The 25,899-nt window shown below is 36.6% G+C and carries 26 protein-coding genes; 20 read left to right on the top strand and 6 right to left on the bottom strand.

Features of this window, described 5'->3' with window-relative positions; all coding sequences use genetic code 11:
• Positions 1 to 83 precede the first annotated feature (83 nt).
• The gene (locus tag PPBDW_RS16700) at positions 84 to 2,405 is read right to left on the bottom strand and encodes an exo-alpha-sialidase (protein WP_036790544.1); all 2,322 of its coding nucleotides are present in this window, start codon (positions 2,403 to 2,405) and stop codon (positions 84 to 86) included.
• A 377-nt stretch (positions 2,406 to 2,782) separates the two neighbouring features.
• On the opposite strand from PPBDW_RS16700, the gene PPBDW_RS16695 reads away from it, so the two are divergent.
• The 6 genes from PPBDW_RS16695 to PPBDW_RS16670 all read left to right on the top strand — a co-directional run bounded on the left by PPBDW_RS16695 (position 2,783) and on the right by PPBDW_RS16670 (position 6,906).
• A complete protein-coding gene (locus PPBDW_RS16695) occupies positions 2,783 to 3,448 on the top strand; it encodes a YoaK family protein (RefSeq protein WP_230850356.1) in 666 nt (221 codons plus the stop codon).
• 38 nt (positions 3,449 to 3,486) lie between these two features.
• Positions 3,487 to 4,515 carry an ion channel gene (locus PPBDW_RS16690; protein WP_036790541.1) on the top strand — a complete coding sequence of 343 codons (1,029 nt, stop codon included), beginning with the start codon at positions 3,487 to 3,489 and terminating at the stop codon, positions 4,513 to 4,515.
• Positions 4,516 to 4,798: 283 nt separating this feature from the next.
• Positions 4,799 to 5,380 carry a hypothetical protein gene (locus PPBDW_RS16685; RefSeq protein WP_146145902.1) on the top strand — a complete coding sequence of 194 codons (582 nt, stop codon included), beginning with the start codon at positions 4,799 to 4,801 and terminating at the stop codon, positions 5,378 to 5,380.
• A 330-nt stretch (positions 5,381 to 5,710) separates the two neighbouring features.
• Entirely contained in the window at positions 5,711 to 5,971 is a 261-nt protein-coding gene (locus PPBDW_RS16680; protein ID WP_036790535.1) for a hypothetical protein, read from the top strand.
• An 89-nt stretch (positions 5,972 to 6,060) separates the two neighbouring features.
• Positions 6,061 to 6,360: a hypothetical protein gene (locus tag PPBDW_RS16675; RefSeq protein ID WP_036790533.1), complete on the top strand. Its 300-nt coding sequence runs from the start codon at positions 6,061 to 6,063 to the stop codon at positions 6,358 to 6,360.
• A 159-nt stretch (positions 6,361 to 6,519) separates the two neighbouring features.
• Complete coding sequence (locus PPBDW_RS16670; RefSeq protein WP_036790530.1) at positions 6,520 to 6,906, top strand: DUF2541 family protein; 387 nt, start codon at positions 6,520 to 6,522, stop codon at positions 6,904 to 6,906.
• Positions 6,907 to 7,011: 105 nt separating this feature from the next.
• On the opposite strand, the gene PPBDW_RS16665 is transcribed toward PPBDW_RS16670, so the two are convergent.
• From PPBDW_RS16665 to PPBDW_RS16655, 3 genes are read right to left on the bottom strand one after another with little or no spacing between them, the layout of a single operon-like run.
• Positions 7,012 to 7,866 (bottom strand): dimethyl sulfoxide reductase anchor subunit family protein, encoded by an 855-nt coding sequence (locus PPBDW_RS16665; protein ID WP_036790528.1) that lies wholly within the window; start codon positions 7,864 to 7,866, stop codon positions 7,012 to 7,014.
• Positions 7,866 to 8,495 carry a DMSO/selenate family reductase complex B subunit gene (locus tag PPBDW_RS16660; RefSeq protein ID WP_036790527.1) on the bottom strand — a complete coding sequence of 210 codons (630 nt, stop codon included), beginning with the start codon at positions 8,493 to 8,495 and terminating at the stop codon, positions 7,866 to 7,868. The genes PPBDW_RS16665 and PPBDW_RS16660 overlap by 1 nt, the downstream gene beginning before the upstream one ends.
• Entirely contained in the window at positions 8,495 to 10,939 is a 2,445-nt protein-coding gene (locus PPBDW_RS16655) for a DmsA/YnfE/YnfF family dimethyl sulfoxide reductase (RefSeq protein ID WP_036790525.1), read from the bottom strand. The genes PPBDW_RS16660 and PPBDW_RS16655 overlap by 1 nt, the downstream gene beginning before the upstream one ends.
• Positions 10,940 to 11,087: 148 nt before the next feature.
• Between PPBDW_RS16655 and PPBDW_RS16650 the strand changes: the two genes are divergently transcribed.
• The 12 genes from PPBDW_RS16650 to PPBDW_RS16595 all read left to right on the top strand — a co-directional run bounded on the left by PPBDW_RS16650 (position 11,088) and on the right by PPBDW_RS16595 (position 20,887).
• Positions 11,088 to 11,690, top strand: coding sequence for a molecular chaperone TorD family protein (locus PPBDW_RS16650; protein WP_054262140.1), 603 nt, complete (start codon positions 11,088 to 11,090; stop codon positions 11,688 to 11,690).
• Entirely contained in the window at positions 11,683 to 11,946 is a 264-nt protein-coding gene (locus tag PPBDW_RS16645) for a 4Fe-4S binding protein (protein WP_036790524.1), read from the top strand. Before PPBDW_RS16650 ends, PPBDW_RS16645 begins: the two co-directional genes overlap by 8 nt.
• Before the next feature lie 233 nt (positions 11,947 to 12,179).
• Positions 12,180 to 13,028, top strand: a complete 849-nt coding sequence (locus PPBDW_RS16640; RefSeq protein WP_036790522.1) for a patatin-like phospholipase family protein — start codon at positions 12,180 to 12,182, stop codon at positions 13,026 to 13,028.
• Between the two features lie 130 nt (positions 13,029 to 13,158).
• The gene (gene nfsB / locus PPBDW_RS16635) at positions 13,159 to 13,812 is read left to right on the top strand and encodes an oxygen-insensitive NAD(P)H nitroreductase (protein ID WP_036790520.1); all 654 of its coding nucleotides are present in this window, start codon (positions 13,159 to 13,161) and stop codon (positions 13,810 to 13,812) included.
• 3 nt (positions 13,813 to 13,815) lie between these two features.
• On the top strand, positions 13,816 to 14,106 hold the full coding sequence (locus PPBDW_RS16630; RefSeq protein ID WP_036790517.1) for a putative quinol monooxygenase: 291 nt from the start codon (positions 13,816 to 13,818) through the stop codon (positions 14,104 to 14,106).
• Positions 14,107 to 14,373: 267 nt separating this feature from the next.
• Positions 14,374 to 14,622, top strand: coding sequence for a hypothetical protein (locus tag PPBDW_RS16625; protein ID WP_036790515.1), 249 nt, complete (start codon positions 14,374 to 14,376; stop codon positions 14,620 to 14,622).
• Positions 14,623 to 14,914: 292 nt separating this feature from the next.
• On the top strand, positions 14,915 to 16,153 hold the full coding sequence (locus PPBDW_RS16620; protein ID WP_036790512.1) for a PDDEXK-like family protein: 1,239 nt from the start codon (positions 14,915 to 14,917) through the stop codon (positions 16,151 to 16,153).
• Positions 16,154 to 16,603: 450 nt separating this feature from the next.
• Positions 16,604 to 17,755, top strand: a complete 1,152-nt coding sequence (locus PPBDW_RS16615) for a Shedu immune nuclease family protein (RefSeq protein WP_036790510.1) — start codon at positions 16,604 to 16,606, stop codon at positions 17,753 to 17,755.
• A 316-nt stretch (positions 17,756 to 18,071) separates the two neighbouring features.
• Positions 18,072 to 18,671, top strand: a complete 600-nt coding sequence (locus PPBDW_RS16610) for a hypothetical protein (RefSeq protein ID WP_036790508.1) — start codon at positions 18,072 to 18,074, stop codon at positions 18,669 to 18,671.
• A gap of 369 nt (positions 18,672 to 19,040) precedes the next feature.
• Positions 19,041 to 19,406, top strand: coding sequence for a hypothetical protein (locus tag PPBDW_RS16605; protein ID WP_036790506.1), 366 nt, complete (start codon positions 19,041 to 19,043; stop codon positions 19,404 to 19,406).
• A 126-nt stretch (positions 19,407 to 19,532) separates the two neighbouring features.
• Entirely contained in the window at positions 19,533 to 20,108 is a 576-nt protein-coding gene (locus tag PPBDW_RS16600) for a class I SAM-dependent methyltransferase (RefSeq protein ID WP_036790504.1), read from the top strand.
• A 311-nt stretch (positions 20,109 to 20,419) separates the two neighbouring features.
• Positions 20,420 to 20,887 (top strand): ASCH domain-containing protein, encoded by a 468-nt coding sequence (locus PPBDW_RS16595; protein ID WP_036790502.1) that lies wholly within the window; start codon positions 20,420 to 20,422, stop codon positions 20,885 to 20,887.
• Between the two features lie 440 nt (positions 20,888 to 21,327).
• Here the strand turns inward: PPBDW_RS16595 and PPBDW_RS16590 are convergent, their stop codons facing one another.
• Positions 21,328 to 23,214, bottom strand: a complete 1,887-nt coding sequence (locus PPBDW_RS16590) for an FAD-dependent oxidoreductase (protein WP_036790500.1) — start codon at positions 23,212 to 23,214, stop codon at positions 21,328 to 21,330.
• A 441-nt stretch (positions 23,215 to 23,655) separates the two neighbouring features.
• On the opposite strand from PPBDW_RS16590, the gene PPBDW_RS16585 reads away from it, so the two are divergent.
• Together PPBDW_RS16585 and PPBDW_RS16580 are read left to right on the top strand one after the other, a co-directional pair.
• Positions 23,656 to 24,270: a histidine phosphatase family protein gene (locus PPBDW_RS16585; RefSeq protein ID WP_036790498.1), complete on the top strand. Its 615-nt coding sequence runs from the start codon at positions 23,656 to 23,658 to the stop codon at positions 24,268 to 24,270.
• A 260-nt stretch (positions 24,271 to 24,530) separates the two neighbouring features.
• Positions 24,531 to 24,812, top strand: coding sequence for a hypothetical protein (locus tag PPBDW_RS16580; protein ID WP_036790495.1), 282 nt, complete (start codon positions 24,531 to 24,533; stop codon positions 24,810 to 24,812).
• Positions 24,813 to 24,894: 82 nt separating this feature from the next.
• On the opposite strand, the gene PPBDW_RS16575 is transcribed toward PPBDW_RS16580, so the two are convergent.
• Positions 24,895 to 25,875 (bottom strand): GlxA family transcriptional regulator, encoded by a 981-nt coding sequence (locus PPBDW_RS16575; protein WP_036790493.1) that lies wholly within the window; start codon positions 25,873 to 25,875, stop codon positions 24,895 to 24,897.
• Positions 25,876 to 25,899: the final 24 nt, after the last annotated feature.

Here is a 25,899-nt window from a genome sequence, read left to right as displayed (position 1 = left end):
CGAAGCTGGCATTATTACTATGATTGCTTTAAAAATGCCTCCAAATTTATAATATCATTTGGAGGCGAGAGCTATAAAAAGTCTTATAGTGTTTGTTTTATTAATGTTACTGGTATTGTTAGAACTCTAATTTTAGGGCCATTATCTTCAACGATGACCATTGCATTGTTATCGTCTAGTTGATAAATATCAGAATAAGCAGAACTACCATTGACTAATTGAATTGGTCCTTGCCAGCTTGTTCCCTCATCAAAACTAAACCATAATCCAAGATCTGAACGGCCACTTGAGCCAGCAGGGCTACCCATAGGGTTAGTAAATAATAAATAGCTTTCACCAGTTGCTGGTGTGAAACGAGTAATGGAAGCATCTACAGTACTTGTGCTGATGTTATTAAATAGAGAACTATCATTACCTTCTGGCATCGTCCATGTTTCACCACCATCAGAGCTGATGAATTGATGTCGAGGACCATAATTAATACCGTTGACGACTTTATTAAAATCTAGGCGCGCAGTAAGTAATAAGTCACCATTATTTAATTCAACAATATCTGCTTCACTTGGTTCTAGAGTTTCTAAGTTATTATTCCATCTGTAGGGGATTGGAAGTGCTGAGCCTGTTGTCCACGTCTGACCTTTATCATCTGAGAATGCAGAAACTACATTGAGGAAATATTTATCCAGTGTAATCGCAGGGTAAATTAACCGTTGATTATGATTACCTTGAATTTGTGTTTGCTTTGTCAGTTCAATGCCATGACCAGGCCCTGGATTAATACTCGCGACACCATAGAAGTTATAGGCTTTACCTGAGTGTGATTTTTGCCATCCTTGTGATTCAGGGCTATTTGGCGATTCTGATGGATTTAACATGGCTAATGCACTAGCATCATAATTAATTATTTCCGCCGTGTTTTTAGCAAGAGAAAGCGATTTTATATGTAATCTTCCTTCTTGTTCAGCATCAGTTTGCCCAAATCCTATAATGCTGTCCGCTGAAGGCATCCCCGTCCATTGCGCTAATTGAACATCATTAATTAACAAACGCGCACTTTGATCTGCGGGTGAATATTGGATTGAGGAAGTAAAGATACCTCCTACATGATCACCTTTATTTTTGATAATGATCGGATTTTCTTGACCATTAAGATGAGCAATTAATCGACCTTGATTATCATGGGTGTAATTAACTCTGAATTCATGTGATCCATTTGATATAAATAATTCGTTTTTAGTTCCGCTATAAATACTTAATTGGGTAGAAAAATCCCAACTATCAGTGGCGGTTATTTGGCTGCTGCGTGTGTAATATTCATGGCCGCCCCAACCAATAATCTGCAATGTGCGTTCTTTAACATCAGAAGTAACATTAACTGGTTGTTCCCATGTGTTATTTGCTACGTCATAGACATTATAAAAAACTCCACTAGGCATCCAAGGTTTAATTCGATCACCATTTTGAGCGGCATTAGTTGGCCAACGGACGTAAGAGACTAATACTTTATTTTCATCAGCAAGGTAAATAGGGCGAGGATCTGAAAAGTCAAAGTCATCACTAATATTAATCTCTTCAGTTAAATTAAGCTCATTGCTCCATGTTCGGCCGTAATCTTGAGATGTTCGAGTAATAATATCATTGGTATTTGAGATTGCTCCAGGATCTCCACCACCGACTCTCTTTTCGGCGAAAATAACGACTGTTCCTGGTGTTTTGTCACTAACTACAAGTGATGGGATTCTATCTGGGGAGGAAAAAACAGCATCTCCATTTACTTGAAAGGCGATAGATTTATAATATGCTTCTCCTGCTATTGAAGATGATCCATTACCCCAAGCAATCATATTCTGGTTACTCGCTGTTCCTACCCATTGATCGCGAATTAAACGACCATCAAAGTAAAAACTTGCCGTTTGAGTATCACCGGGATGGAAAACAATATCATAACGATGATAGTCGTTAACCGTGCTGTCTGCTGCAAGCACTGTTTCTGCTGTTTCACCATCAAATGTCACGGTTAATTCATTATTTTGGTTGATAGATATAATAGGCAAAAAGCGTTTGCTGCCATTAGAGTAATAGTTAGTTATGTAACCACCACTAGCGACACGCATTTGAGTTGTAAGTTGCCAGCCGTAAATTTGTGCTTGATTATTTAGCGTTGTATCGGGGGTGATTTTCCAATTAGCGCGACCATTATTTCCATTGACATACCACTCTATCAAATCCTCATTGGCAATGCTTTGTCCGTAACCATGACCACTTAAATAATTTACCCAACCTTGCTCTATGGGTTCATCATGAATAGGGTTGGCTGATGGAATAAACTCCATGACTTGTGCACTTGCAGAGCAAGATAACAATGATGCAATAAGGGTTAATAGGTATGTTTTCTTAAATGTCATGTTACGATCCTTAAATATCAAATATGAATAGATAAATATTTAATTTGATGAGGACTTCATAACAGGAATGATTAGTTACTTATCCTTATCACTGTTGAAGTTATACTCCGTATTTTTATTGTTTAGGGAATATAATTTCATTGGTGTGTTAAGAACGATAACTTGGTTGCAGAAAGTGAATTAGAAGAATGCTAATTATTCATTATTGTATGACTGTGGTCGCAAAAAATGCTTAAAAATCATGACTCGTATTTATTTAATTAAGATGTTGGAACTTAAAAAGTTTGCGTTAATCTATTGTTACTTCATAGTGTGTCAAATATCCAAATTTAATGTAATACTTAACGTATTGTTATCATTACTTATGTTATAACCCATTGAATCTATCTGTAATTAAGCCTGCTATTCTTGCAGCAATGCCATTTATGTTGTTATTTATCGCTGGAATTGTTGATGCGATTGGCTTTATTCATCTTAAAAATGGTTTGTTTGTATCGTTTATGAGTGGCAATACAACGCATGTGGCGATGTTGCTTTCTAGCCATCAATATGGTCAATCATTTTATTATATTGGGGTGATTTTGTTGTTTGTCGCTGGAATTACTATTGGTGAGATGATCGCTGTATTGCAGCAGCAGAATTATCGTTGGTTGGTGATGAGTACCGTATCGATATTGTTATTCAGTGCTATTTTTATTGAAAAAATTACTATTCCTATCGTAACCAACTTTATATTGGCATTTGCGATGGGGTTACAAAATATTGCGCTAAGGATCACCATTAATAAGGCAATGCCGTTAACATTTGCGACTGCTTTTTTAGCCAATACTGGGCGAGAATTGGCGATGTTATTACTCGGTAAAGGTGATAAAAAAGTATTTATTAAACAAATTAGCCTGTGGTTTTCTATTTTTATTGGCGCAGTTGTGGGGAGTAACTTGATGGTATTATCATTAAGTTACGCTTTAGTTATACCTATTATGTTGTGTTCGTGTATAGCAGGGTTATTGTTTTGGTTAAGAGCATTAACTGATGGTGATTAGCTATACTGTTAATATTATGTAGATCAAAAGGAAAGGGTATGCATACGCTATTAAATGTTATAAAAAAAGTGATTAATAAGCATTTTATGGCGATTAATAGATACACGTTGATATTGCTTGTAAGTGGTTATGTGGTATCTAGTTGGGTTGGTTTAGTCTTTGCTAATGAATCCCATTTAACAGATAACTTCGCAAGTTTTATTTATTATATAGTAACCACAAGTAGTACTGTCGGCTATGGTGATTTAAGCCCCATAACAGCACATGGACAATTATTAGCCGCTTTATTTATTATTCCTTGTGGTGTGGGCTTATTTGCATTATCGATTGGTAAAATAGCGGTTTTTTTTACTGACTTTTGGCGTGCAAATCGAAGAGGGAAGCAAAATTTGAATTTAGAAAATCACATTATCGTTATTGGTATTCATAGCAGCCGTACGCCTCATTTACTCGAAATGCTTAAAAGAGAAGAGCAAGGCCGACGCGAGGTAGTGGTAGTATCGTGTGAATATGAAGAATCTCCGTTTGATAGTGATGTACATTTTGTACGAGTTAATTCATTTACTGATGCTATAGAAATGGAGCGTGCAAGCCTTTCTACTGCTAGCGCTGTGATTGTTGACACTGATTTAGATGATGCAACATTAACCGTAAGTTTATTTATTGCAGAACAAAACAGTGATGCTCATTTAGTCGCGCATTTTGATGATTCGATTAAGCGTGATTTGTTACATAAATATTGTCCGAATTCAGAATGTATATCTTCATTATCAACCGAGCTAGTCGCTAAATCGGTAATAGATAAAGGTTCTAGCTTTATTCATTCAGAGTTAGTCAGTGCACATAAAGGACAAACTCAATACTCTATTGAAGTACCAGAAAATATTAATGATCTTACTTTAGAGTCAATTTACTATGACTTTAAGAAACATCATGAAGCAATTATCATCGCAGTACATCAGCGTGATAAAGTCTGTGAAATTAATCCTAGTTTAGCGACTATACTTACAGCTGGTGATATTGTTTATTACATTGCAGACGAAAGAATCGTTGATCTGACTTGGTAAGCACCCATTGAATAGAACACCATTATAGTTATTCTCTGTTAGTACTCTCTTTCTTACGTCTGTGATTTTAGTATTTTGAAATAATATGATAATTATCAATAAGCCCATGATTATGTGGGCTTAATCACAGTTACGCTTTTGTTTAATCTTCTTACAATAAATTTACCATCATAATATGCCACTAAGTTTATATTGTGGTGTTTAGCTGATATTATATTGATCGATTTAGTTTTATATGAGATGTGACAGAACAAAAGGATTTGTTATGAAGAGGTTACTTTACTTGTTTATTATGGCAAGCTCATTTGGCGTGATGGCGAATGATATTGGGGCTCCTTTTGGGTTTGAATGGGGGCAGTCTTATCATGAGATAAATAAAAAAGTGCCACTCACTGATTGTGCTACTAAAAATAATTTAATGTTATGTGAAACGACTAAACCGATTCAAAAAGTCTCTTTTAGTGAACGATATATAGTCGTGATAGATAATAAACATGGCCTTCAAAAAGTTATATTAGTTAGTCAAAATATTAGTGGTGATATTTCGGGGGAAGAAGGAAAGGCTTTATATAGTAAGGTCAAGCAAAGCCTAACTCAAAAATATAATAGCCCTCATACGGATGAATATTTAGCGAAGAAAACATCTAAAGATCATGATGAATTTTATAAATGTTTAAAATCTGATGAATGTGGTAACTGGGTATCGTTTTGGCAAGCTGAAGATGGAAGCAGTGCGTTGGTTGAGCTGAAGGGATTATCAAGCGGTAAAGGATATTTAATGTTGACATACCAATCAAATAAATGGCAACAGATCATTAACGTTATCAGTAAAGAGGAGAAAAAATCAGATCATGACGCATTATGATCTAAATTTATCTTTCAGTAATAAATACTGCTTAATAGTTTAGCGTCAATAGTAGATATAAATATTAACTTTTCCGTATTAAACAAAATAATAACTATAGTAATATGATAATTACGTTTTTAAACAGCATAAAATACGTCATGTTCGTGGTTTTCATCACCTTTTTTGATGTTTTTTTTATTGAATAACGAATTCAATTGGCGATAAAATGTGGCTGTTATGTTGCGTCTTTATTATCACTATAGATATGGTGATAAGAGAGAATTCAGTAGGTATATCAGACTCAAATTGAACTTGAGCTGAGTAAGTATTAATCATAAGGAAATGACGATGCAGTGGGATGATGTAAACGGTCCAAGATCTTTCTTTGGTAAAGCACCTGTAGATATTTACAAGCCTATTGAGATAGGAGAAACAGCGAAACTACGTTCAAATAGATTTGAAATTAAAGTAAAAATTGTTGATTGCCAGTCTGAGTTTATGAAGGGAGAGGTGATCGAAGTGGGTTCTGATATCACGCTCGAAACTCTTGTTCATGGTGATATGGTTGATTTTACGCCTCAAAATATAGTGACGTTATACCGTAGCTAATTAAAACAATAAATCACCTCAGACCGTTATTAGATATCATGTTTGAGGTGATTTTCTATTATTATCAATAGTTGTAAAGGGGGAATCTATTGGCGGGTATAAGTAAATCAGGCGCTGAACGTTATGGAAGAATGTTTGCGCAATTAACGGATGAATCATGGCTTTTTGGTGTACTTGTGGCAGCCGTTTTCCTTGTGATAACGTTATGCCTAAGTTATGGCATTATTTATCATCTTCCTCTTTATCAACCGACAACTGAACCTGCAATGGCAATAATGACGACATTAAAGCCGTTGATGTTTGTGTTTCCTGTTATTACTGCTGGGCTAACTTTTGTCGCTGGTTTTCGAGCAGTTAAGTCTTATTTGAGTAACAAAGCAATAGGGTAATAATAACTGTTATTCTTTGTCGTTAATAATGACGTATTTTTGAATGCCAATAGCGTTATATTGTGATCGCCATCTTGCTTAGGAGGCGATTTTTGCTCGTTTTATTGCTGGATTAGGTTACGATAGCGGCAATTTATAGCCCATTTATTTAATGAGATCATGAATATAAAAAAAGCACTTCCTTACCTGTTTGTTGCTCTAAGTTTTTTTGGTAGTGTATCTACGGCTCATGCTTATGACCAAATTACACTCGGTCGTACTATTTTACTTGAAATTGGTAACCACGGCGCAAAAATTCCATTAGTGGTGTGTCGTAATACCGATGCTATTAAAGTAAAAGCAGAACGTAATTTATACCTTGAACGCATAAAAGTGACATTTAGAAACGGCGAAACGCGTAATATACCGTTCTATCGAGATCTTAAAAAGAATCAAGAAACAAGCTGGCGTAAATTTTCATATAAACGTTGTGTAAAGAAGCTAGAAGTGTACGGCAATTCTGACGGCACTCGTGCTGGTGTGAAAGTTTTTGGTCGTCAAAAGTAGTACTGATAATTAAATAAAAAAAACGCCATCTCTTTTATTTATATAAATATGAGTGTGGCGTTTTTATTTGTTGTGTACGTTAGATCTTATATCATCGATTATTTTTTATAAGAGTCCAACAGTAAAGTGTAAGCCGTAAAAAACGCCGCGACCGATGATCTCTGCAATAAACATCGCTATAAAAGCAAGACAGCCAAGCGTTTTTACTGTTACAGCTTGATTTGATTTAAATGCTGATAATAACCATAAGCCACCGGCAATAACGAGCAAGATTAAACGGGTAATGATCGATCCTGAATAAACAGCTAAATGATCAGCACCAGTTTGAATCGAGGTGGTTATTTCGGCAATGGTAACAAGTTGCCAAGTAGTAATAATAAGATGTAGTGCAATAATAATGACGCCGAAAATTGCTAACTTGGCATTTAATTTTGCCGTAGCCGCACCTGTTAGATTGAGTAATACATAACCTAATAGCACACCTGACATTAATACGGTGCCAATAAATTCAACGTAAGTAAAACTGCTATCCCAAACAGGTACGGTGTTAATCAAGTACACTTTAATCATCGCTGCCATAAAAATGATGCCAGCAATTGCCACAATGATTCGAGCGAGTTTTAATACCCCTTCATGGAAAATCTTAAATAGATCCGCTAACCAATAAAGTCCGCCAAGGGCAAAAAACAAACTACCCGTTAGGATTTCGTTAGATAATCCAGAATGACCAACACGGTTAAGTGCATTAAATGCTCGCAGAGGACTGCCTAAGTGCATGGTTGATGCAGCAAAACCTACCGCCATAAATGCCCATAAAACAAACATGCTAAGTACTAGCGGTCGATGTTGTTTCGCTGTTGAGGTGAGTTGAGATAATCGCCCAGCCATAATGAGATAGCCACCAACTGCAGTTTGTGCAAGTACGGTAAATACCACTAGAGGTAATTCAGGATAAGGCATTATTTCACCTCTCGAGGATTTTGCAGAAAGCCACTGGTATCACCAACCGGTTTACCATTTGGATTTAGCTTAATGATTAGGTTCGGATGAGTAATATTTGAATCAGGTAATGGTGCGCAATTAGCATTAGTACCGTATTTTTTTCGTAATTCAGCAATATCACCAAACTCGATAGCACGTAGCGGGCAGCTATCGACACAAATAGGCATTAACCCTTCAGCGACACGTTCAAAACAACCGTCGCATTTGGTCATATGACCTTTTTCTTCACTATATTGCGGCGCACCATAAGGACATGCCATGTGGCAATATTTGCAGCCGATACAAACATCTTCATTCACGACCACTAAACCATCTTGTTCACGTTTATGCATCGCGCCAGATGGACATACTTTAGTACAAGCGGGATCATCACAGTGATTACATGAAATAGAGAGATAATAAGAGAAAACATCCTGGCGGAATACGCCGTTATTTTCACTCCAATTACCACCGACGTATTCATAGATTCGACGGAAGTTACGATCAATACCAAGATCTTTATTGTCTTTGCATGACAGTTGGCAAGTTTTACAGCCAGTACATTTACTTGAATCGATGTAAAAGCCATATTGTTTTTTCGGTGTCATTATGCAACTCCCATGCTTTTCACAAGTTTAACTTCAACCAGATTAGTGTGAGACGGGTTAGATTTCGCTAACGGGCTTGGACGACTAGTGGTTAATACATTGATTGAACCAGCTTGATCGACACCTTTACTATTCGGTGAATACCAAGCACCTTCGCCTAATGCTGTTACATGGGGCATGATTCGAGGTGTTACTTTGACACGAACGTTAACTTCGCCTTGTTTGCTACGGACACTGACTAGATCGCCATTTTTAATCCCGCGAGGTGCAGCATCGACAGGGTTCATCCATAGTTCTTGGGGAGCTGCGGCTTTTAAAATATCAACATTACCGTATGTTGAATGAGCACGAGCTTTATAGTGGAAGCCAGTTAGTTGTAACGGGAATTGTTCACGATCTTTTGAATCCCAGCCATTAAACGTAGAATGGTATTCAGCGATAGGTGTGATTTTTTCATCTTTACCTAACGTCCATTCCTTAGCGATAACAGCCAGTTGCTCTGAGTAAATTTCAATTTTTCCTGATGGCGTAGGAAGTGGGTTAGCAATCGGATCGGCACGGAAATCCTCATAAGGCACATGTGGGCGATCAAATTGTTTTTTATAGATCCCTTGTTTACGCATAGTGTCGTAATCAGGTAAATCTGGGTCATTATTTTGCTTAATTGTTTCTGCATACATCCATCGTAACCATTCTTCCTGAGTACGGCCTTCAGTAAAGGCTTGCTCAACCCCCATGCGCTTGGCTACACCAGACATGATGTCGTAGATAGGTTTACATTCAAAGCGGGGCTTAATTACCTGACTAGCAAAAATGAAATAGGGCATAGATGCTGCTGCACCGTCCATACAGAAATCTGATTGTTCTGATGTAGTGCAGTCTGGTAATACAATATCTGCATATTTTGCTGATGATGTCATATGGTTATCAATCACAACGATCATTTCGCATGCTGTTTCATCTTGCAAAATATCATGGGTGCGGTTGATATCAGAGTGTTGGTTTATTAAACAGTTACCAGCATAGTTCCAGATAAATTTAATAGGATTATTGAGCTTTTCTGCACCTAAAATACCATCAGTTTTATCTGTCATTGCCTTAGAACGGAAAATAGCATCCGTCCATAAGAACATTGGAATAGCCGTTTTGATTGGGTTCTCTATTTTAGGAAAACGAACAAATGGATAGCTATGATTACCTTCTCGTGCGCCAGTGCCGCCACCTTGCAGACCAACTTGACCACGAAGCAGTGATAACATCATGATAGCTTTACAGGCTTGTTCGCCATTAGCTGAACGTTGCAATCCCCAGCCTTGGGTAATATAGGTACGGTTTGAATTACCAATTTCACGGGCTAGTTTAATGATAATATCTGCGGGAATACCAGTAATCGGCGCTGCCCATTGTGGCGTCTTTGGGGTTTTATCATCACCATTACCCAAAATATAATCTTTATAGCTGCCATTTTTAGGGGCTGATGCTGGCAGTGTTTTTGCATCATAACCGACACAATATTTATCGAGGAAAGCTTGATCAACCTTGTTTTCACTAATTAATACATGGGCAATCGCTGCACACAATGCCGCATCTGTACCATGCTTAATCGGGATCCACTGATCTTCACGACCACCGGCTGTATCGGTATAACGTGGGTCAATACAAATTGTACGAGTATGATGGATTTTTTGACCATCAACGAAACTGTGAACTTGACCACCGCCCGACATACGCGTTTCTGCTGGGTTATTACCAAACATAATACATAGGTCAGCATTTTGAACATCATCAATACTGTTGTTATCAATAAATGCGCCGTAGAAAAAGTCACTCATACGTTCAATGTTTGCCGCTGAGTAATCACCATAGTGATTTAAGTAACCACCACAAAGATTCATCATTCGAGCAATCAGCGTGCTTGATGGATCCCAACTTTTAGTCACAGTACCGCCAAGAGTACCTGTGCCATAGTTTAAATAAATTGCATCATTACCATATTCTTTGATAGTTTTTTTTAGACTATCTCCAATAATATCAAATGCTTCATCCCAACTAATACGTTGAAACTTTCCTTCACCACGTTTACCAATGCGTTTTAATGGGTATTTAAGACGATCGGGGTTGTAGACACGACGGCGCATCGAGCGGCCACGTAAACAAGCACGTACTTGATGAGAATGGTTGAAAACATCATCACCAGTATTATCGGTTTCGACATATTTAATTTCACCGTCAACGACATGCATTCGCAAAGGACAGCGCGAACCACAGTTGACTGTACATGATGACCACACGATTTGTTCATTGGGTTTGGCCGGTGTTTCTTTGGCAAGTGCTTTAACACTGGTGAATGGTAGGGACATTCCTCCAGCAGCAGCTGCTAATAAAGATCCACTTTTTAGCACGCTACGACGAGTGATGCTAAGTGGCTTTTTTAAATTCGTCACGATATATCCTTACGACATTACTTTTTGTTTGGTGATGGCGCAATTATGCCCTTATCAAATTATCATTTATTGTTTTGTGTCAATATATGTAAAATAGTTTCAAAGCATTATTGTGTTAACGATATAAATTAATAGATTGTGAGAAACAATGTTCATTTGTAGTGATATGGAAAATGTAAAAGTATTGAGTAGAATTATTGGTGGCCTGTTTTATTACCACCCGAGTCAATATGAAACTGTGGGAATTAATGCGGTATTACGACTCGATAATACTGGTTTTTCTCAATTTGATAAGACCACTGCTGCAATATCTGCGACTGATCCGCATACTCTGTCAGTATGGCACGATGAGTTATTTACAGGGATTGGTGAAATGAAAGCGCCACCTTGGGGCTCGGTCTATTTAGATAAAGAAGCGGTTGTCTTTGGTGATTCAACGCTCCATTATCGACAATTTTTACTACAATGTGGTATTGAATTTGAGGCTAAACACAATGAACCTGAAGATCAATTTGGCTTAATGTTGATGGTGATTGCAAGTTTGATTGAGGATAAAAAATTTGATGCGGTGGCTGAGTTATTATCCGTACATTTATTACCTTGGGCTCCTCATTATTTAGCGTTATTTCAACAAGCTGCACCTGTTGGAGCGTATCGTGAATTAGCTGATTTGGGTCAGTCATTTATTACTGCAGTAGCGCAACAATTTAATGCAATCGCTGCTCCTCATAAGATCTATTTTAATGCGTGAATCAAAGCAATATAGTCGCCGCCAATTATTCACTCAATTTGCGCGGCCGCCAGTGAAACAACCGCAGCTGATGATCAGTAATATTTGCGATAATCTTTATGGTTATTGTGAAAGCTGTATTGATTCTTGTCCTGAACAGGCAATGATTTGGTATGCAGATAAAAAACCAATTATTAACATTGAAAAATGTACGCGATGTTTAAAATGTATTGATGCTTGTTTTATTAGTGCGATAACTATTACTGATGAGTCATAAAATGTTTATAAATAAATATTAGGTTAGTTTTATTTTTGTAAGTTAGAAAAAAGCTTATATATTTATTAGTAAGTAGAACTCTAATAACTGTACGGCTGTTATAAAAAGTTAAATATGCAATAAAAGTATGCTTTTTCTACGGTTGTGTGCAGTAATATTCGTCTTATATTGATGTGCTAATTATATTCGTAATTAGATTTCAGTAAGTTCATAACTTATAAGGATAAATGTTTATGAATGATACACCTAAGCGGGCTTTGGTTGTTGAAGGTGGGGCCATGCGTGGTATTTTTGCCACAGGTGTTCTTGATGCTTTTCTTGAAAAAGATTATAACCCATTCGATTTTACGATTGGTGTTTCTGCAGGCTCGATGGTATTAATGGGTTACTTGTGTAAAAACCACAAACGTAATTATCATGTCATTACCGAATATGCACGTAGTAAGTCATTTATTAATTATTTTCGGTTTGCAAAAGGTGGCAATCTTATAGATATTGACTGGCTATGGTCAGAAAGTATTAATAATTTGCCATTAGAAGTTGATAAATATGAAAGCCAAGGGATCCCTTTGTTTGCAACAACAACAAATATTGCCACCGGTGATGCTGATTACATTGAAGTTAAGCGTGAAAATCTACAAAGTCTAATGACAGCAACATGTGCATTACCGATTGTTTATCGTAATTTTCCAAAAGTTGACGGTATTGCTATGAGTGATGGCGGTATCGCTGATCCTATTCCTGTTATTGAAGCTTATCGCCGTGGTGCTCGCGATATAACCGTTGTTTTATCTCATGCGCAAGCAAATTTTGTTCATAGTCATCAAGTACCTTGGCTAACACGCAAAATATTCAAAACAACGCCGGTGTTCGGTCAAGAATTTCTAACGAAAGAATCCCGTTATAATAAAGCACTGTATTTCATTCGTAATCCACCTGCCGATTGTCGTATTACAGCAATTGTTCCGAATAAAGATTTTTTAATTAAACGTTTAACGCGTGATGTCAATAAATTGAATGCTGGCTATGAACTTGGACGCCAAGCTGGGTTTGCAGCAATCATTAATGATAATGTGAAATAGTCTTTAGATAATCAATACCGATGATCATTAAAAATGAGTTTGGAAAATCGATGTTGTTGTATGGGTTTTCCTTTTTGTTGTGAAAGAGTATGGTATGCATCTAAAGAATATACAGGATTAGGAAAGTTATATGAGCATTATTGATGCTGCGAAAAAACGCTACTCAACCAAAGTATTTGACCCGTCACGTAAGCTTACTAATGATCAATTACAACAAATTAAAGCTTTGATTCGGTTAAGTGCTTCTAGTGTAAATTCACAGCCTTGGCATGTTATTGTTGCAGCCACAGATGATGCAAAGCAGCGTATAGCAAAAGCTACGGAAGGGCCTTATGTCTTTAATAAACCCAAAATATTGAATGCATCGCATGTATTAGTCTTTTGTTCAAAAACAACCATTGATGATGATTACCTAAGTGATTTATTAGCTTGTGAACAGCAAGATGGTCGTTTTTCAAATGAGCAATCAAAGCAACGCATGGTTGATGGACGTAACTTTTTTGTTGATTTACATCGGAAAACATTAGGTGATGCTGATCATTGGATGCAAAAGCAGGTATATCTTAACATTGGTTCATTGTTATTAGGCGCAGCTGCGATGGGTATTGATGCTGTGCCTATTGAAGGTTTTGATCGTGACATTTTAGATGAAGAGTTTGACCTTAACGCGCAAGGCTTTACGAGTTTAGTGGTCGTGCCTATCGGTTATCATAGTGCCGATGATTTTAATGCTGATGTGCCTAAATCACGTTGGCATGATGAGAAAATTTTTACGGAGTGTTAAGTCATGATCTATTTATTAGCAGAAATTAAAGCAAATCCTAATTGTACAGAGAAAGCACAAGCATTATTAGAGTCTCTTATTGTACCTACGCATCTAGAAGAGGGGTGTGAAAGTTATAAGTTGTTTGCAGATCAAAATGTAGCTGGTTTATTTGTCATGCAAGAAATGTGGCATTCACAGGCACATCTTGATGCTCATTTAGAAAGCGCACATTTTCTGAACTTTTTAACAACAGCTGAAGAATATAAATTATTTGAATCTGTCACATTACGTCCAATGAACTTAGTTGGATGATATAACCTAACATAATCGTTATGGTATATATAAAAGCCACTCTCAGTGAATACAAATACTGATAGTGGCTTTTTTACATTCAACTTAGCATAAAGCAGTAATCATTAGATTGGTATTTGTTCGCCTTTTTTATTGACATGATTAGATTTACACCACAACCTAAAGTTAGATTTATTTGAGGTGATATAGTTAGATCACTACTACTAAATGCCTTAGACATTCAGCATGTCTGTGATAATTGGTATTGCTATGGATTGGAGTTAACGAATGAGAGACATAGAACGTATTGACTATCTTTTGGAGTTACTCGGTGATATTTGGAAAGACTACCAAGATGTGCGCTTCAATCAGCTTATCTACTTGTTACACTCCAAATACATAGACATAAATGGTGGCATTGGTAGGGTGGAATCGGATGATGGTATCAATATGCCGATGACAGGTTACGACTTGTTCAATGTCGCAGATGACAAATTCATTTCATTTTTAGAAGACATTAAAAAGTCTGGACTCTAGCCTTTAGTACTAAGTGATTCGAAGTATTGAAATCGAATATTGAATTAAGTGACGTTGCTATATTTGTTGCTATTCTGCTGGCACATAATTGCCCCTTTACGTGCTAGCGTCATTACTTAGCAGTAGATCGCGCCTCTCAGTTTACGATACTTTTGCTTATGACGAGATAAGAGTAGATAAGTATGGTTTCACGCTGAAAAAAGCGTTTACGTTGGAAGTTTTTTAATTACGATGAAGGTTGAAATCGTTGATTATTATGAGGAATAATTTATGCGTAAGGCTAGAGTACTAAATGATAGATAAGCTATTAAAAGAAATTTCCTTAATCAATCTTAAGTATGAAAAATTGCAGGAAGTGACAGAGAGTGACTTTAATATTTTCTCTATCTTGCGTAATGAATCTGATGAAGTAGCTTTGCATTCACGTTTTATTGGTGAATTGCTGAATCCTGAAGGCTCTCATAACCAAGGGGAGGTGTTCCAACAGATTCTTTTACAGCAACTACAAAATGAAAATCTGCGATTTAAAGACCTGTTCTCACTAAAGATAGAATGCCATATGGGAAAACACGGCAGAGTTGATTTACTGCTTATTGGTGAACATGATGTCATTGTCATCGAGAATAAAATTTATGCTGAAGATCAGCCCAGACAGTTACAGCGTTACAAAGATGCGCTAAGTGATTACCACGGCTCAAAAACAAAACACCTTTATTATCTTACACTTTTTGGTAACACTCCTTCTAGAAAAAGCCTCGGCTCTCTCAGTTATGAAGAAGTTAACTGCATCTCATATAAAACAGACATCAGACAGTGGTTAATATCTTGTGCATGCGAGGTTTATGACTACCCGTCACTTCGGGAAACGATAATTCAATATCGAAAATTAATTGAAAAACTCACAGGGCAGACACTTAATGAGGATCAGAAGGTGGAGATAAAAGACTTACTTTTGGAGGGCGATAATTTTAAACAGGCGCTCACTATTGAAGAGGTAATCACGGACGTCAAAGCTGAGTTACAAAAAAAGATCTGGATTGAGTTGCAATCGTCTCTTGAAAGAGTCGGCTATGACTTTAGCTTTGTGAATTACAAGTTTGAAGAAATCAGTATGGATGTCTGTCAGAATTTTTATCAAACTTATAAGCGCAGTACCTATTATGGATTGCAGTATAAAGTTTTGACCTTCGGTGAGTATAGTATTCATATTTATTTAGAAGTTGACCATTGTTTCTACTACGGATTTACTATCTGTAAGAACAACCAACGAGGTTTGTTTAGAAATGAGTTACTGAGCAAGGAACCAGACCTAAAAAACAAACTTGAGGCTTTGCTCGGGGCCAACAAGGATGATGAATGGTGGTTAGCGTGGAAATACAGCTTCGATAAGATGAATTTTAAAAATTTCCGTGAAGGAAACTCAGCAAAGCTTGGTAATCCAGTATTTCGGGAACAGTGGATTACCGATGTAACGACTGATGTGGTTGAATTGATTAGGCAATGTAGTGAAATATTCCCAGTATTAAAGTAGATAAATGTGTACTTTGAGTAATTTAGCTACTTTTCAGGTTTGTGTAATAATCAACCCCGAAAAAATTGCCTAGCAAGACCATAGTTGATTCATGTGTTGCTAAGTTTTGTAAAAACTTAATTCACCTATATCCAGAATCGTTACAGGTAGTACTTTCAAACACAAAATTGCCCCATTTCTGCTTAGAGTAAATACTCATTCATATCCTGTTTATGGGATGTTTCATTAGTTTTTATTCATACCTATTATTTAGCCATTTAAGTACATATCCGCCCATATCTGTTTTACTAAAATTATTCTTTTTAAGTAACAAAGCGTTACTAGTATCATGATCTTAAAGCTTAAATTGAGTATCATTGCCTAATCTTTCAGGCGTTCTAATACGTGAAAGTAAGAATTTTGTCTAATATACTGTTAGCTTTCTTTAACGTTAGGAGGATTAGGTAACATATGGATAATTATGAGAACCCAGTTGAAGGTAGGACATATATTAGTCCTAGCCTTAATCAGTTTATCGGTGATAGGAAAATTAGAATTGCTTCAAAAGTGATTGAATCCCCAGATACCTATGCTTTTGGCATGATTAAAGATGAAATGGTAATTCGCCACAAAACCGATGCTAAGTCATATATTACTGCAAAATTTTTTGAAGATACGAAAGGTATTTTTGTTCTAAATATTCAGGGCTACAGTGTTGCGACAGATAAGCCTCATAATGCAAGCTTTTCATTTGTTGGTGATGAAATCGGCAAACTAGTCGAATTCATTAGAAATATTCAATCTATTAATTTTACACATCGTGACTCAGTAAATATTACAGACGAAGAATTAAGTCGAATCACATTATCTGATTCGCAGGTAAAAACCTTGTTACAGGATAACCATGAACTATTCACGGAAGTATTGCGTTCTGAAATCACAACGAAGGACATAGTATCTGTAGGGTATCGCAAAAAACAGATTGATGTGTTTAGACGCCTATTAAATGACGAGCAGTATTTTTCCAAACTAAAAGCACAGAAAAAAACCAAAGATGAAGGGTTGTGGCAAAAGTATTTTGAAAAAAATGAGTGGATATTTGGGTATGGGTTAGGTTATCTATTTCTCTCTGGCTTAGATGATAAAAAGCTTGAGCAAGTGGTTCAAGGTCATAGTGTTGTCAATCATGGTAAACGAGTAGACGCTTTGATGAAAACCAAAGGTATCATTTCAAATCTCTGTTTCGTTGAAATTAAAATTCACACAACAAAACTGTTGGATACTAAGCCTTATCGAGCAGGATGCTGGGCTCCTTCAAAAGAACTCGCAGGAGCTGTTGCTCAAGTTCAGGGAACAGTTGCTTCAGCCATTGATAGCCTATCGACTAAAATAAGTTTAGATGATGCATACGGTAACCCTACTGGTAATGAAATATATAATTATCAACCTAAATCATTTCTTGTAATAGGCAGTCTAGAAGAGTTTTCTGGAGAGCATGGTGTAAATAAAGATCAGCTGAGGTCATTTGAGTTGTTTCGGAAAAACACCATAAACCCAGAGATAATCACTTTCGATGAACTTTACGAAAGGGCTAGGTTTATAGTTCATCACAATGAAAGTTAACAAGGCATTTATGAGTGACTCCAAGCGTATTCCATTTTCGTTTCGCTCATAATATGGCACCTGCTTGTTGTACCTTAATACGGCGTTAGGGTGAGTTTGTGGCTTTCTAATTTTCATGATTCGGACAATAATTTAATTTCGTGTCCGTGACAATAATTAACTAAGAATCATAATGGTAACCAAGTAAATATATAGAGGTTAATTAGTTATGGATAAGTTCATTTTTAAGTTATTAAGTAGAGTGAAAGTTGAGAATGTTTCAACAGTTACGGTTTGTATTTGTCTCGTTTTATTAGTGCTCAAGTTAGGATGAAAAATGAATATTGATGAGTTAACCAAAGTAGTTAAAGGAAAGTCTATTTTTAAAGGTGTTTATAAAAACACACCAGAAGATGTGGCGGAAGTACGAGAGATATTAAAAGCTTCCTATAAATATGATGAGTTCCCATATTATTCAGGATTTGAACATAGCTGGAACATACTAAAGCAATATTCATCACACAATGTAATTGAGCGAAAACAAATAGAAAGTAATCCATTAGATAACTTTGTACGGTGCATAGAATCAGGTTTTTATCCACCTCCTGAGTTATTAATTGTTATCGCAAGTTGTTTTAGAGCTCATATAATTAGTGGAGGAAAAACTAATTTATTAGAAGAGTTCTTCGGAAAAGATAAACAATTCAAGCATTCAATCGACGTACCAAAAATCACGAAGTATATGGATTTTGAACTTAAATGGGTTAAAGGTAAAAGCGAATCGTTGTCGACTGTTGCCGAACAATATTTATTACAATGTTCAGATAATAATGATGACTCATTCGATGAAAGTATTGATGTAGAAAGCTTCCTAAGAAGTTATCGTCGTTGGAAAAATGACTTGAAAACGCAAAAATATTTTGAATTATCACTTTAACAAGCACTTTAAACGGAACATAAATAGTTGGTTATGTTTCGCTTAAGTGGCGTTAACCATACTTATTTCTAATACCTAATCGCCTAAATATAGCTATTAACGAAACTAATTTATATTTAACTACGAGTTAGTTTTGTTCATGTTTTTAACCTTACTGCTTAAGTAGACACCAATTCCCAATTCTTTTATTAAAACCATCCTTTTAGAATAAAAAAGTGTTACTAGTATCAATAATTCATATCCTTAAAATAAGTATAATCACCTGATTTTTCAGGCGTTTTAATACGTAAAAGAGAGAGTTATTATTAATACACTGTTGTGTGTTTTTCAAAGAATGCATTGTAATTTTATAAATGAGGTAGTTAAGCTATGGTTAAAATGAAAAATGTGAGTCGATTACCATCTGAACGATATGAGTGTGTTAGCTGTGATAAAGAGTTTGTTAATGAGGATGTTCAAGATACTTGGTCTTGCCCTAATTGTAATGAACCTGTTTATATTTATGCGAAAGATGAAGAATCTGAAACTAAAATTGTTTTGATCAGAGTTACCGCTTCAGAAATAAAAACCGATAATATTATTCATTTGCCTTTTCAGTTAACTGGAGAGGCATATAGAGTATTAGGTGTAAATAAATTAGCTAGAGGTCAATTAGGTATAGGTTTAGAAGGATATGGTCAGTATAAATGCTCAGAAGATCAACCGATAAATCAGAGAATCGGCGGTTGGTTGTAAAAAGTACATAATAAATTGTTCAAGAGTGATTCGACACACATGGTATTTTTACTATGTGTTGTGTTCAGTGTGGTTTACGGCAACTTTAGTCTTGCGTAGCTCGCCTTAATGCGGAAGGAGTAAATCGTGAGTGAATGGGATTCAGTAGCAGATCTGGTTAGTTTTAACTTGGAAATTTCGGCTAAGGATTTTATAGCTGTAGTGCCATTGAAGGCAAAAGTTTTAGACTTCGGTTGTGGCTATGGACGCATTACAAGTCAGATTTATGAACTGGGTTATAGTAAAATAGTTGGTGTTGACTCCTCTAAGGAAATGATAAATAGAGGATTAAGTGAATACCCAGAACTTGATTTGCGGTATCTATTAGATGATGCTTTGCCTTTCTTTGATAGTGAATTTGATTCTATAGTCACATGTGCAGTATTTACATGTATACCTGAGCAAAGTGTTCGTGAAACTGTGTTAAGTGAGTTGCGACGCGTACTTAAACCTAACGGTGTTATTTACCTAGCTGAGTTTTGTTCAGAACAAAGTCACCGTTTTGTTTCAGGTGAAGGTATTCCGATGTGGCATAGTAAGAAAGTGGAACTTGAAAGCTTACTAGCAGGTTTTAATATTGAAACCTCGACGTTAGTTGAGACCTCAACCATGTCAGGTCATGTAAGCAAAGCTAGCCATATCATCGCTAGAAAAATCATATAGCAAGGCATTATCCATACTTTTTCTAATATATTTTACATTTAATAGAGTAATCACTCATTTATAAGCTACATATCCTTTTTTGACCTACTTCCTTTATAGCTGGCAGCTGTCTTTCATTGAGATAAAACTACTAGATTTAGGGATTAGTGAAAATCCCCCACTATTGGGCATAGATCTGTATTTATAATATTGTGAAACCATTAATATAAACTAACTTGTTGTTTTTATGTAATGTATATTAAGGGTGTAATACTATCGGCCGATAACCCGATAATACGCTGTTATATTTAAAAATAAATTATGAGGGTTTCATGGAAGATCAACTTCAAACTTACTTGGATCAGTATCTCAGTTCACTTTCCGAGACTAAGCGTAAAAAGTATCAATCATTCAGCTCAGGCTATTTCTGTGCTGATGAGCATAATGCTAATTTATGCGCAGAGTTAATTCTAATTGGCCAGAAGGTAGCAACTTGTAGTCTCAATGTTTGGTATGAATCAGGTGAAGAACAAATGCCAGCTATTGGTCATTTACAGGTTGTTGTTGATTGGAATGGGAAGCCAATTTGCATCATTGAAACTGATTCAGTAGAAATGTGTAAATACAGTGATGTAACTGCGGAATTTGCTTATGCAGAAGGTGAGGGTGACCGTTCACTTGAATGGTGGCAAAAAACTCACTGGGATTATTTTGCTAAAGAATGTGAGGAATTAAGTATTAGGCCAAATGAAAGCATGATGCTGGTTTTAGAACGATTCCATGTGGTTTACGGTAAGTAATATGACAAATAAGGATATGTTTCGTTCAGCCGACACCTATCCATACTTTTTCTAATATCTACTCACCAGAGTAGAGCAAATAATCTAAACAGTTTCTGTCCAAAAATGTGTTTGGAGTCGATCAGTACTTATTGTATTACAGGTAATTCTATTTTTATGCATCTTCTTTAGAAGTAATTGTAATTGAAAAAGCTAATTACCATTCTGATTTAAAGATTATTTAGAGAGGGGCTTTTATTTGAGTGATTAGATCTGAATGGCTACATCCAGATCTAATTCCGAGATGGTTTAAGTCATAACGTCAGGCCTGATTTCTTTTAAAATCAGATCCCCCTTAAAAAGTTAGATAATTGGCTTCCATTCATTGGTATGACAGGTGTTTCCAATTTTTTAATCTAGTTTTAAGGTATACGTAATTTTTATTTATGCTTCAGGTTTAATTACGCGGTAACTGGTCGTAATCCACTGATAATCAATTGCTTATCGACATGATAATCGGTCGCATAATGACGTAATTTACAGTTATTACCCTCATGGCAACCACAGCTGAGGCAACGTTTAGCCTCATCAATAGCGGCTTGATTGGTATAACCTTTTTCTACTTCATTGAAACTTAAGTGGCGTTCATGGACGTTAAGTTCTGCCATTTTATTGCGCATTACTTGTTTCAATGCATGTTCAAGCTCAGTCTCAATATCAGCGGTATTATTTGCTGAAAGTAATGAGCGCATAACATTTTTAAGCTTATCAACATGGTTTGGACGAATTAAGTGGCCTCGCGTTACGTTGCGCTCACGAAATGATTCGGTATACAGTTTTTCCATGTTGCCGCCAAAGTTTGCATCAATGGCTTGTGCCGCTTTACGGCCATCAGCAATCGCTTCTATAGCTGTTGCAGGGCCTCTACGGAAATCACCAATACCAAAAATATTATCGACCCCAGAATACATAGTTTGCTCATCAGTATCGAGTGTATTCCAACGGCTCATCGGTAGCTCAATGGTATCGTTGTTTAAAAAGCGAGTGTCTGTTTTTTGCGATACTGCAGCAATGACGGTATCAAACTCAGCATAGATATATTCACCCGTTGCTTTTGGTGAACAACGCCCAGAAGCATCGGGTTCACCTAGTGCCATCGTCTCTAATTTCACTTGGCAAACACGGCCATTTTCATCCGCAATATTTTCAACAGGATTAGTTAAGAATAAGAACTTAACCCCTTCGTGTTCAGCTTCTTCAATTTCATACAATTCAGCTGGCATTTCATCGCGAGTACGACGATAGATAAGCGTGGTATCTGCACCTAAACGTAAAGCCGTTCGTGCACAGTCGATAGCAGTATTACCACCACCAATAACAGCGACTTTTTTACCAATCACGTATTGCTTATCGAGTATTTGATCTTTTAAGAAATCAACCCCAAGATAATGACCATTAAGGTTTGTACCTTGATAACGCATTTCACTCGCGAGTGAAGCGCCAATGGCTAAGCATACCGCATCATAGTCTTGTTGCAGTGCTGATAAGCTAAAATCAATACCCAGTTTTTTATTGGTCTCAATCGCCATACCATTACGACACATGATCTCAATTTCTTGATCTAAGATCTCTTTAGGTAAGCGGTATTCAGGAATACCATAACGTAACCAACCGCCGGCTTGAGGCATCGACTCAAAAACCGTGACGTTGTAACCTTCGTTGCTCAAGAAGTAGCCACAACTTAATCCTCCAGGACCTGCGCCTACTATGGCAATACGCTGGGGTTTAGTTGGCTTTTTCGTCGGGGTGTAACTTTGTAGTGATGCTAAATCGATGTCTGCGGCATAGCGTTTTATTTGTCGAATCGCAATCGAACCATCAACCAATTTACGTTGGCACTTAGCTTCACAAAAAGCAGGGCACACTCGACCAATAGACAGTGGCATCGGTAGGGTTTTCTTTATTACTTCAATTGCTTTTTGAGGTTGATTCGTCGCAATAAAATGGAGATAAGATTGGATATCTACATCTGCTGGGCAAGCAACTTGGCAGGGAGGAACACTACAACTTATATTAGGTGTAGATAACAGGTTTTCAAGGGCGTGTTTGCGACGTTGGATTAAAGCAGAAGATGTTGTTGTAACTACCATGCCTTCAGAAGGATGTACACGACAAGCTTTGATTGTACCACGGTGTTCAATTTCAACGTCACATAAGTCACAGTTATGCTGAAAGCCATCGATACCACATAGCGATGGAATAGTGATGCCACATGCTTCTGCGGCTTTGAGCAAGGTTAGACTTTTATTTACCTTGAATGTGTTACCGTCAATAATGATATTTACCATTAATAGTCTCTATTCTTTTTATCTACTGAGAGCAAAGCAGTATTGATATTATTGGTGTGTCTCAGTGATTTTTAATTATTTTATGAATTACCTAAAAGGCTATATCCGTATAAGCCAAAGATACGAATTGCTTATAAAAGCAGAGGATCGACGTATTAAAGTGTCTGTTATATATTCGTAATACAAATAGGAGCGGCATAATAGCACGATACCTAACAGGTATAAAGAGGGCTTTTTAGTGGTGAGTTTTTTATTTTTTTATTTAAAATCATATATTTAAAAAAGGTAAGCGTTTGCGTCACGATATTTTAACGTTGATTTTAGTTGTGATGTAGTTTGCCAGTAATGGGAATAAAACGTATTTATTATGGTTTGTTTTTAGGTTAGATATTGTTGGAAATGCCCGTATAGTATAATCTACAGCTCAAGCAAGGGGGAACAATGTCAAAAAACATATTTCTATTACGACATGGTCAAACAGTTTTTAATGCACAGCAGCGTTTACAAGGACATTGTAATTCAGATCTAACGGATTTAGGGCAACAGCAAGCATCAGTTATTGGTTTGTCATTAAAAAATAAATTAGCAAATAAACGTCAGTGGACTATTTATTCAAGTCCTTTAGGTCGAGCAATACAAACAGCTGAAATTGTTGCACAACAAATCGGAATTGATCCAAGTGAAATAGTGCAAGATGCGCGTTTGCAGGAGTTTTGCCTTGGCGATTGGGAAAAGGCTTATATTCCAGATCTTAAAATAATGCAGCCACGTCTTTGTGAGCAGCGAGATTGGTATTTAATGGCACCTAATTCAGAATCATATTATGCCGTTAAAGATCGAATTGAAGATTTCCTAGCTGATATTTCAGTCCCTGATAATGTGATTGTTATCTCTCATGGCTTAACTGGTGCAGTATTTCGTGGAGTATATTTAGGGATGACTTATAATGAGGTTTTCTCTCAAGATTTACCGCAAGATGCCTATTTTTTGTTAGCGAATGATAAGATTAGTCGCATTCAGTGTGAAATTCATAGTGCTGAGATTTTAACTGTTTAGATGATTATTCTAGCAAACTAATAGTAACGTTTTATCTATAAATAAAATTTATCTTTTCTTTGACTGTAAAGTATAATAAAACGTACTTTACGTGACGAATTTATGCTTATGTTCATAGTCTGTTCATTTATACGCCGCTATTATCGAAACAGATAATAAAAGTATTGAATTGATATTTGTGTAAGCAGACTTATCAGGTACATGATAAACGTTAGGATAACCTAACGGCCTGATTGATATGATTTTAGAGGGGCGTGCCCATGAGAAATTTACTTACTGGTTTTTTTGCTATTGTAATCGGTTTATTTGCAGTTTCTTTTGCTGCAATTATGGCATTGCTTCTTGGTATTGCAGCGATGATTGCGAAGCCTTTTATTAAGCGTAAACTTGCAGCTGAAGGCGTGCAATACGAAGAGAAGAATTTTACTGAAGGCTTTGCTGGCCAAGATGAGACCATGAACAGCGTGTTCCGTCAGCAACGTCAAAGTACAGCAAACGTAATTGATGGTGAATGCGAAGATGTGACAAGTCGAAAATTTTAATCGATGTCATAGCAGTCATAATAATAAAAACGCCTAGCAATCAGTGCTAGGCGTTTTTGTTTGTATTCTAGTTACATGACGATTATTGAACGTTGTAGGCTTTTGCTTTAACCATATGACGGTATTGAGAAGGCGTAATATCAAATTCTTTTTGAAACCGTGTTGAAAAATGATACGCATTTTTATATCCAACCTGTTCTGATACATCTGATAATGACATTCCAAAATCGCGTAATAATTCTTTAGCTGTTTTCATTCTTATTTTTTGTAAATATTGGTGTGGTGCTTGGCCAACCTGATCTTTAAATTTACGATTAAAGCTACGTAAAGGTAAGCCACAATGCTGAGCTATTTGTTTGGTCGTTAATGGCTGCGACATGTAGCGTTGCATCCAGTCTTGTGCTTGAGCAATAGACTCATCAAACTGTACTTGACCACCAATTTCATAAAAAGGCTGAGGACCAGATTTACTGATTTCATGGCCATAATGAGTCTCTATGGTATTAGCGATTTTCTGGCCATAATATTTTGAAATTAAATACAACACCATTTCTGTTTGTGAGTTAATACTTTCAGTGCAGTAAAGTCCATTGGCCGAGGTAATAGATGCTTGGCGGTTAAGTTTTATTTGTGGGTAGCGTTGCGAGAATTTGTCATAAAAATACCAATGAGTAGTCGCTGTCTGATGATTTAATAAACCTGTTTCAGCAAGCCAAGTGACACCTGTTCCTGTAGCAATAATCTGTGCGCCATTATGATATTGCTTAATTAGCCAGTCAGGTATTTGTGGGTGTTTTGATAATGATGAAATAGGATTCCCCCACATTGGTGGCACAATAATAATGTCGAAATTAGTAGGATCCTCAAAGGTAATATCGGGTTGAATACGAATACCAGCGGTCAGGGTCTGTGATTCAAGGCTTGAAGCGATGAGCTTTATTTCAAATGGAGATTGTTGCTGAGTTTTACGATCACGCAAGCTAGCAGCACTAGTCAACATCTCCGCACTTAATGAGATCCCAGTCACGAGCGCTCTGTGAAACAGAATAAAACCTACCTTCATTATTTTCTCTCGCTAATTTTTGTT

This window comes from Photobacterium kishitanii (assembly GCF_000613045.3).
Lineage (GTDB): Bacteria > Pseudomonadota > Gammaproteobacteria > Enterobacterales > Vibrionaceae > Photobacterium > Photobacterium kishitanii.
Note: the sequence above shows the minus strand (reverse complement) of the source record. Positions and strands in the feature narration are given on the sequence as shown.

Bases quoted from the DNA above. Each gene is read 5' to 3' on its own strand.
- PPBDW_RS16700 (WP_036790544.1), bottom strand. From the start codon at position 2,405: ATGACATTTAAGAAAACATACCTATTAACCCTTATTGCATCATTGTTA.
- PPBDW_RS16690 (WP_036790541.1), top strand. From the start codon at position 3,487: ATGCATACGCTATTAAATGTTATAAAAAAAGTGATTAATAAGCATTTT.
- PPBDW_RS16680 (WP_036790535.1), top strand. From the start codon at position 5,711: ATGCAGTGGGATGATGTAAACGGTCCAAGATCTTTCTTTGGTAAAGCA.
- PPBDW_RS16670 (WP_036790530.1), top strand. From the start codon at position 6,520: ATGAATATAAAAAAAGCACTTCCTTACCTGTTTGTTGCTCTAAGTTTT.
- PPBDW_RS16665 (WP_036790528.1), bottom strand. From the start codon at position 7,866: ATGCCTTATCCTGAATTACCTCTAGTGGTATTTACCGTACTTGCACAA.
- PPBDW_RS16660 (WP_036790527.1), bottom strand. From the start codon at position 8,495: ATGACACCGAAAAAACAATATGGCTTTTACATCGATTCAAGTAAATGT.
- PPBDW_RS16650 (WP_054262140.1), top strand. From the start codon at position 11,088: ATGTTCATTTGTAGTGATATGGAAAATGTAAAAGTATTGAGTAGAATT.
- PPBDW_RS16645 (WP_036790524.1), top strand. From the start codon at position 11,683: ATGCGTGAATCAAAGCAATATAGTCGCCGCCAATTATTCACTCAATTT.
- PPBDW_RS16640 (WP_036790522.1), top strand. From the start codon at position 12,180: ATGAATGATACACCTAAGCGGGCTTTGGTTGTTGAAGGTGGGGCCATG.
- nfsB (WP_036790520.1), top strand. From the start codon at position 13,159: ATGAGCATTATTGATGCTGCGAAAAAACGCTACTCAACCAAAGTATTT.
- PPBDW_RS16630 (WP_036790517.1), top strand. From the start codon at position 13,816: ATGATCTATTTATTAGCAGAAATTAAAGCAAATCCTAATTGTACAGAG.
- PPBDW_RS16625 (WP_036790515.1), top strand. From the start codon at position 14,374: ATGAGAGACATAGAACGTATTGACTATCTTTTGGAGTTACTCGGTGAT.
- PPBDW_RS16620 (WP_036790512.1), top strand. From the start codon at position 14,915: ATGATAGATAAGCTATTAAAAGAAATTTCCTTAATCAATCTTAAGTAT.
- PPBDW_RS16615 (WP_036790510.1), top strand. From the start codon at position 16,604: ATGGATAATTATGAGAACCCAGTTGAAGGTAGGACATATATTAGTCCT.
- PPBDW_RS16610 (WP_036790508.1), top strand. From the start codon at position 18,072: ATGAATATTGATGAGTTAACCAAAGTAGTTAAAGGAAAGTCTATTTTT.
- PPBDW_RS16605 (WP_036790506.1), top strand. From the start codon at position 19,041: ATGGTTAAAATGAAAAATGTGAGTCGATTACCATCTGAACGATATGAG.
- PPBDW_RS16595 (WP_036790502.1), top strand. From the start codon at position 20,420: ATGGAAGATCAACTTCAAACTTACTTGGATCAGTATCTCAGTTCACTT.
- PPBDW_RS16590 (WP_036790500.1), bottom strand. From the start codon at position 23,214: ATGGTAAATATCATTATTGACGGTAACACATTCAAGGTAAATAAAAGT.
- PPBDW_RS16585 (WP_036790498.1), top strand. From the start codon at position 23,656: ATGTCAAAAAACATATTTCTATTACGACATGGTCAAACAGTTTTTAAT.
- PPBDW_RS16580 (WP_036790495.1), top strand. From the start codon at position 24,531: ATGAGAAATTTACTTACTGGTTTTTTTGCTATTGTAATCGGTTTATTT.
- PPBDW_RS16575 (WP_036790493.1), bottom strand. From the start codon at position 25,875: ATGAAGGTAGGTTTTATTCTGTTTCACAGAGCGCTCGTGACTGGGATC.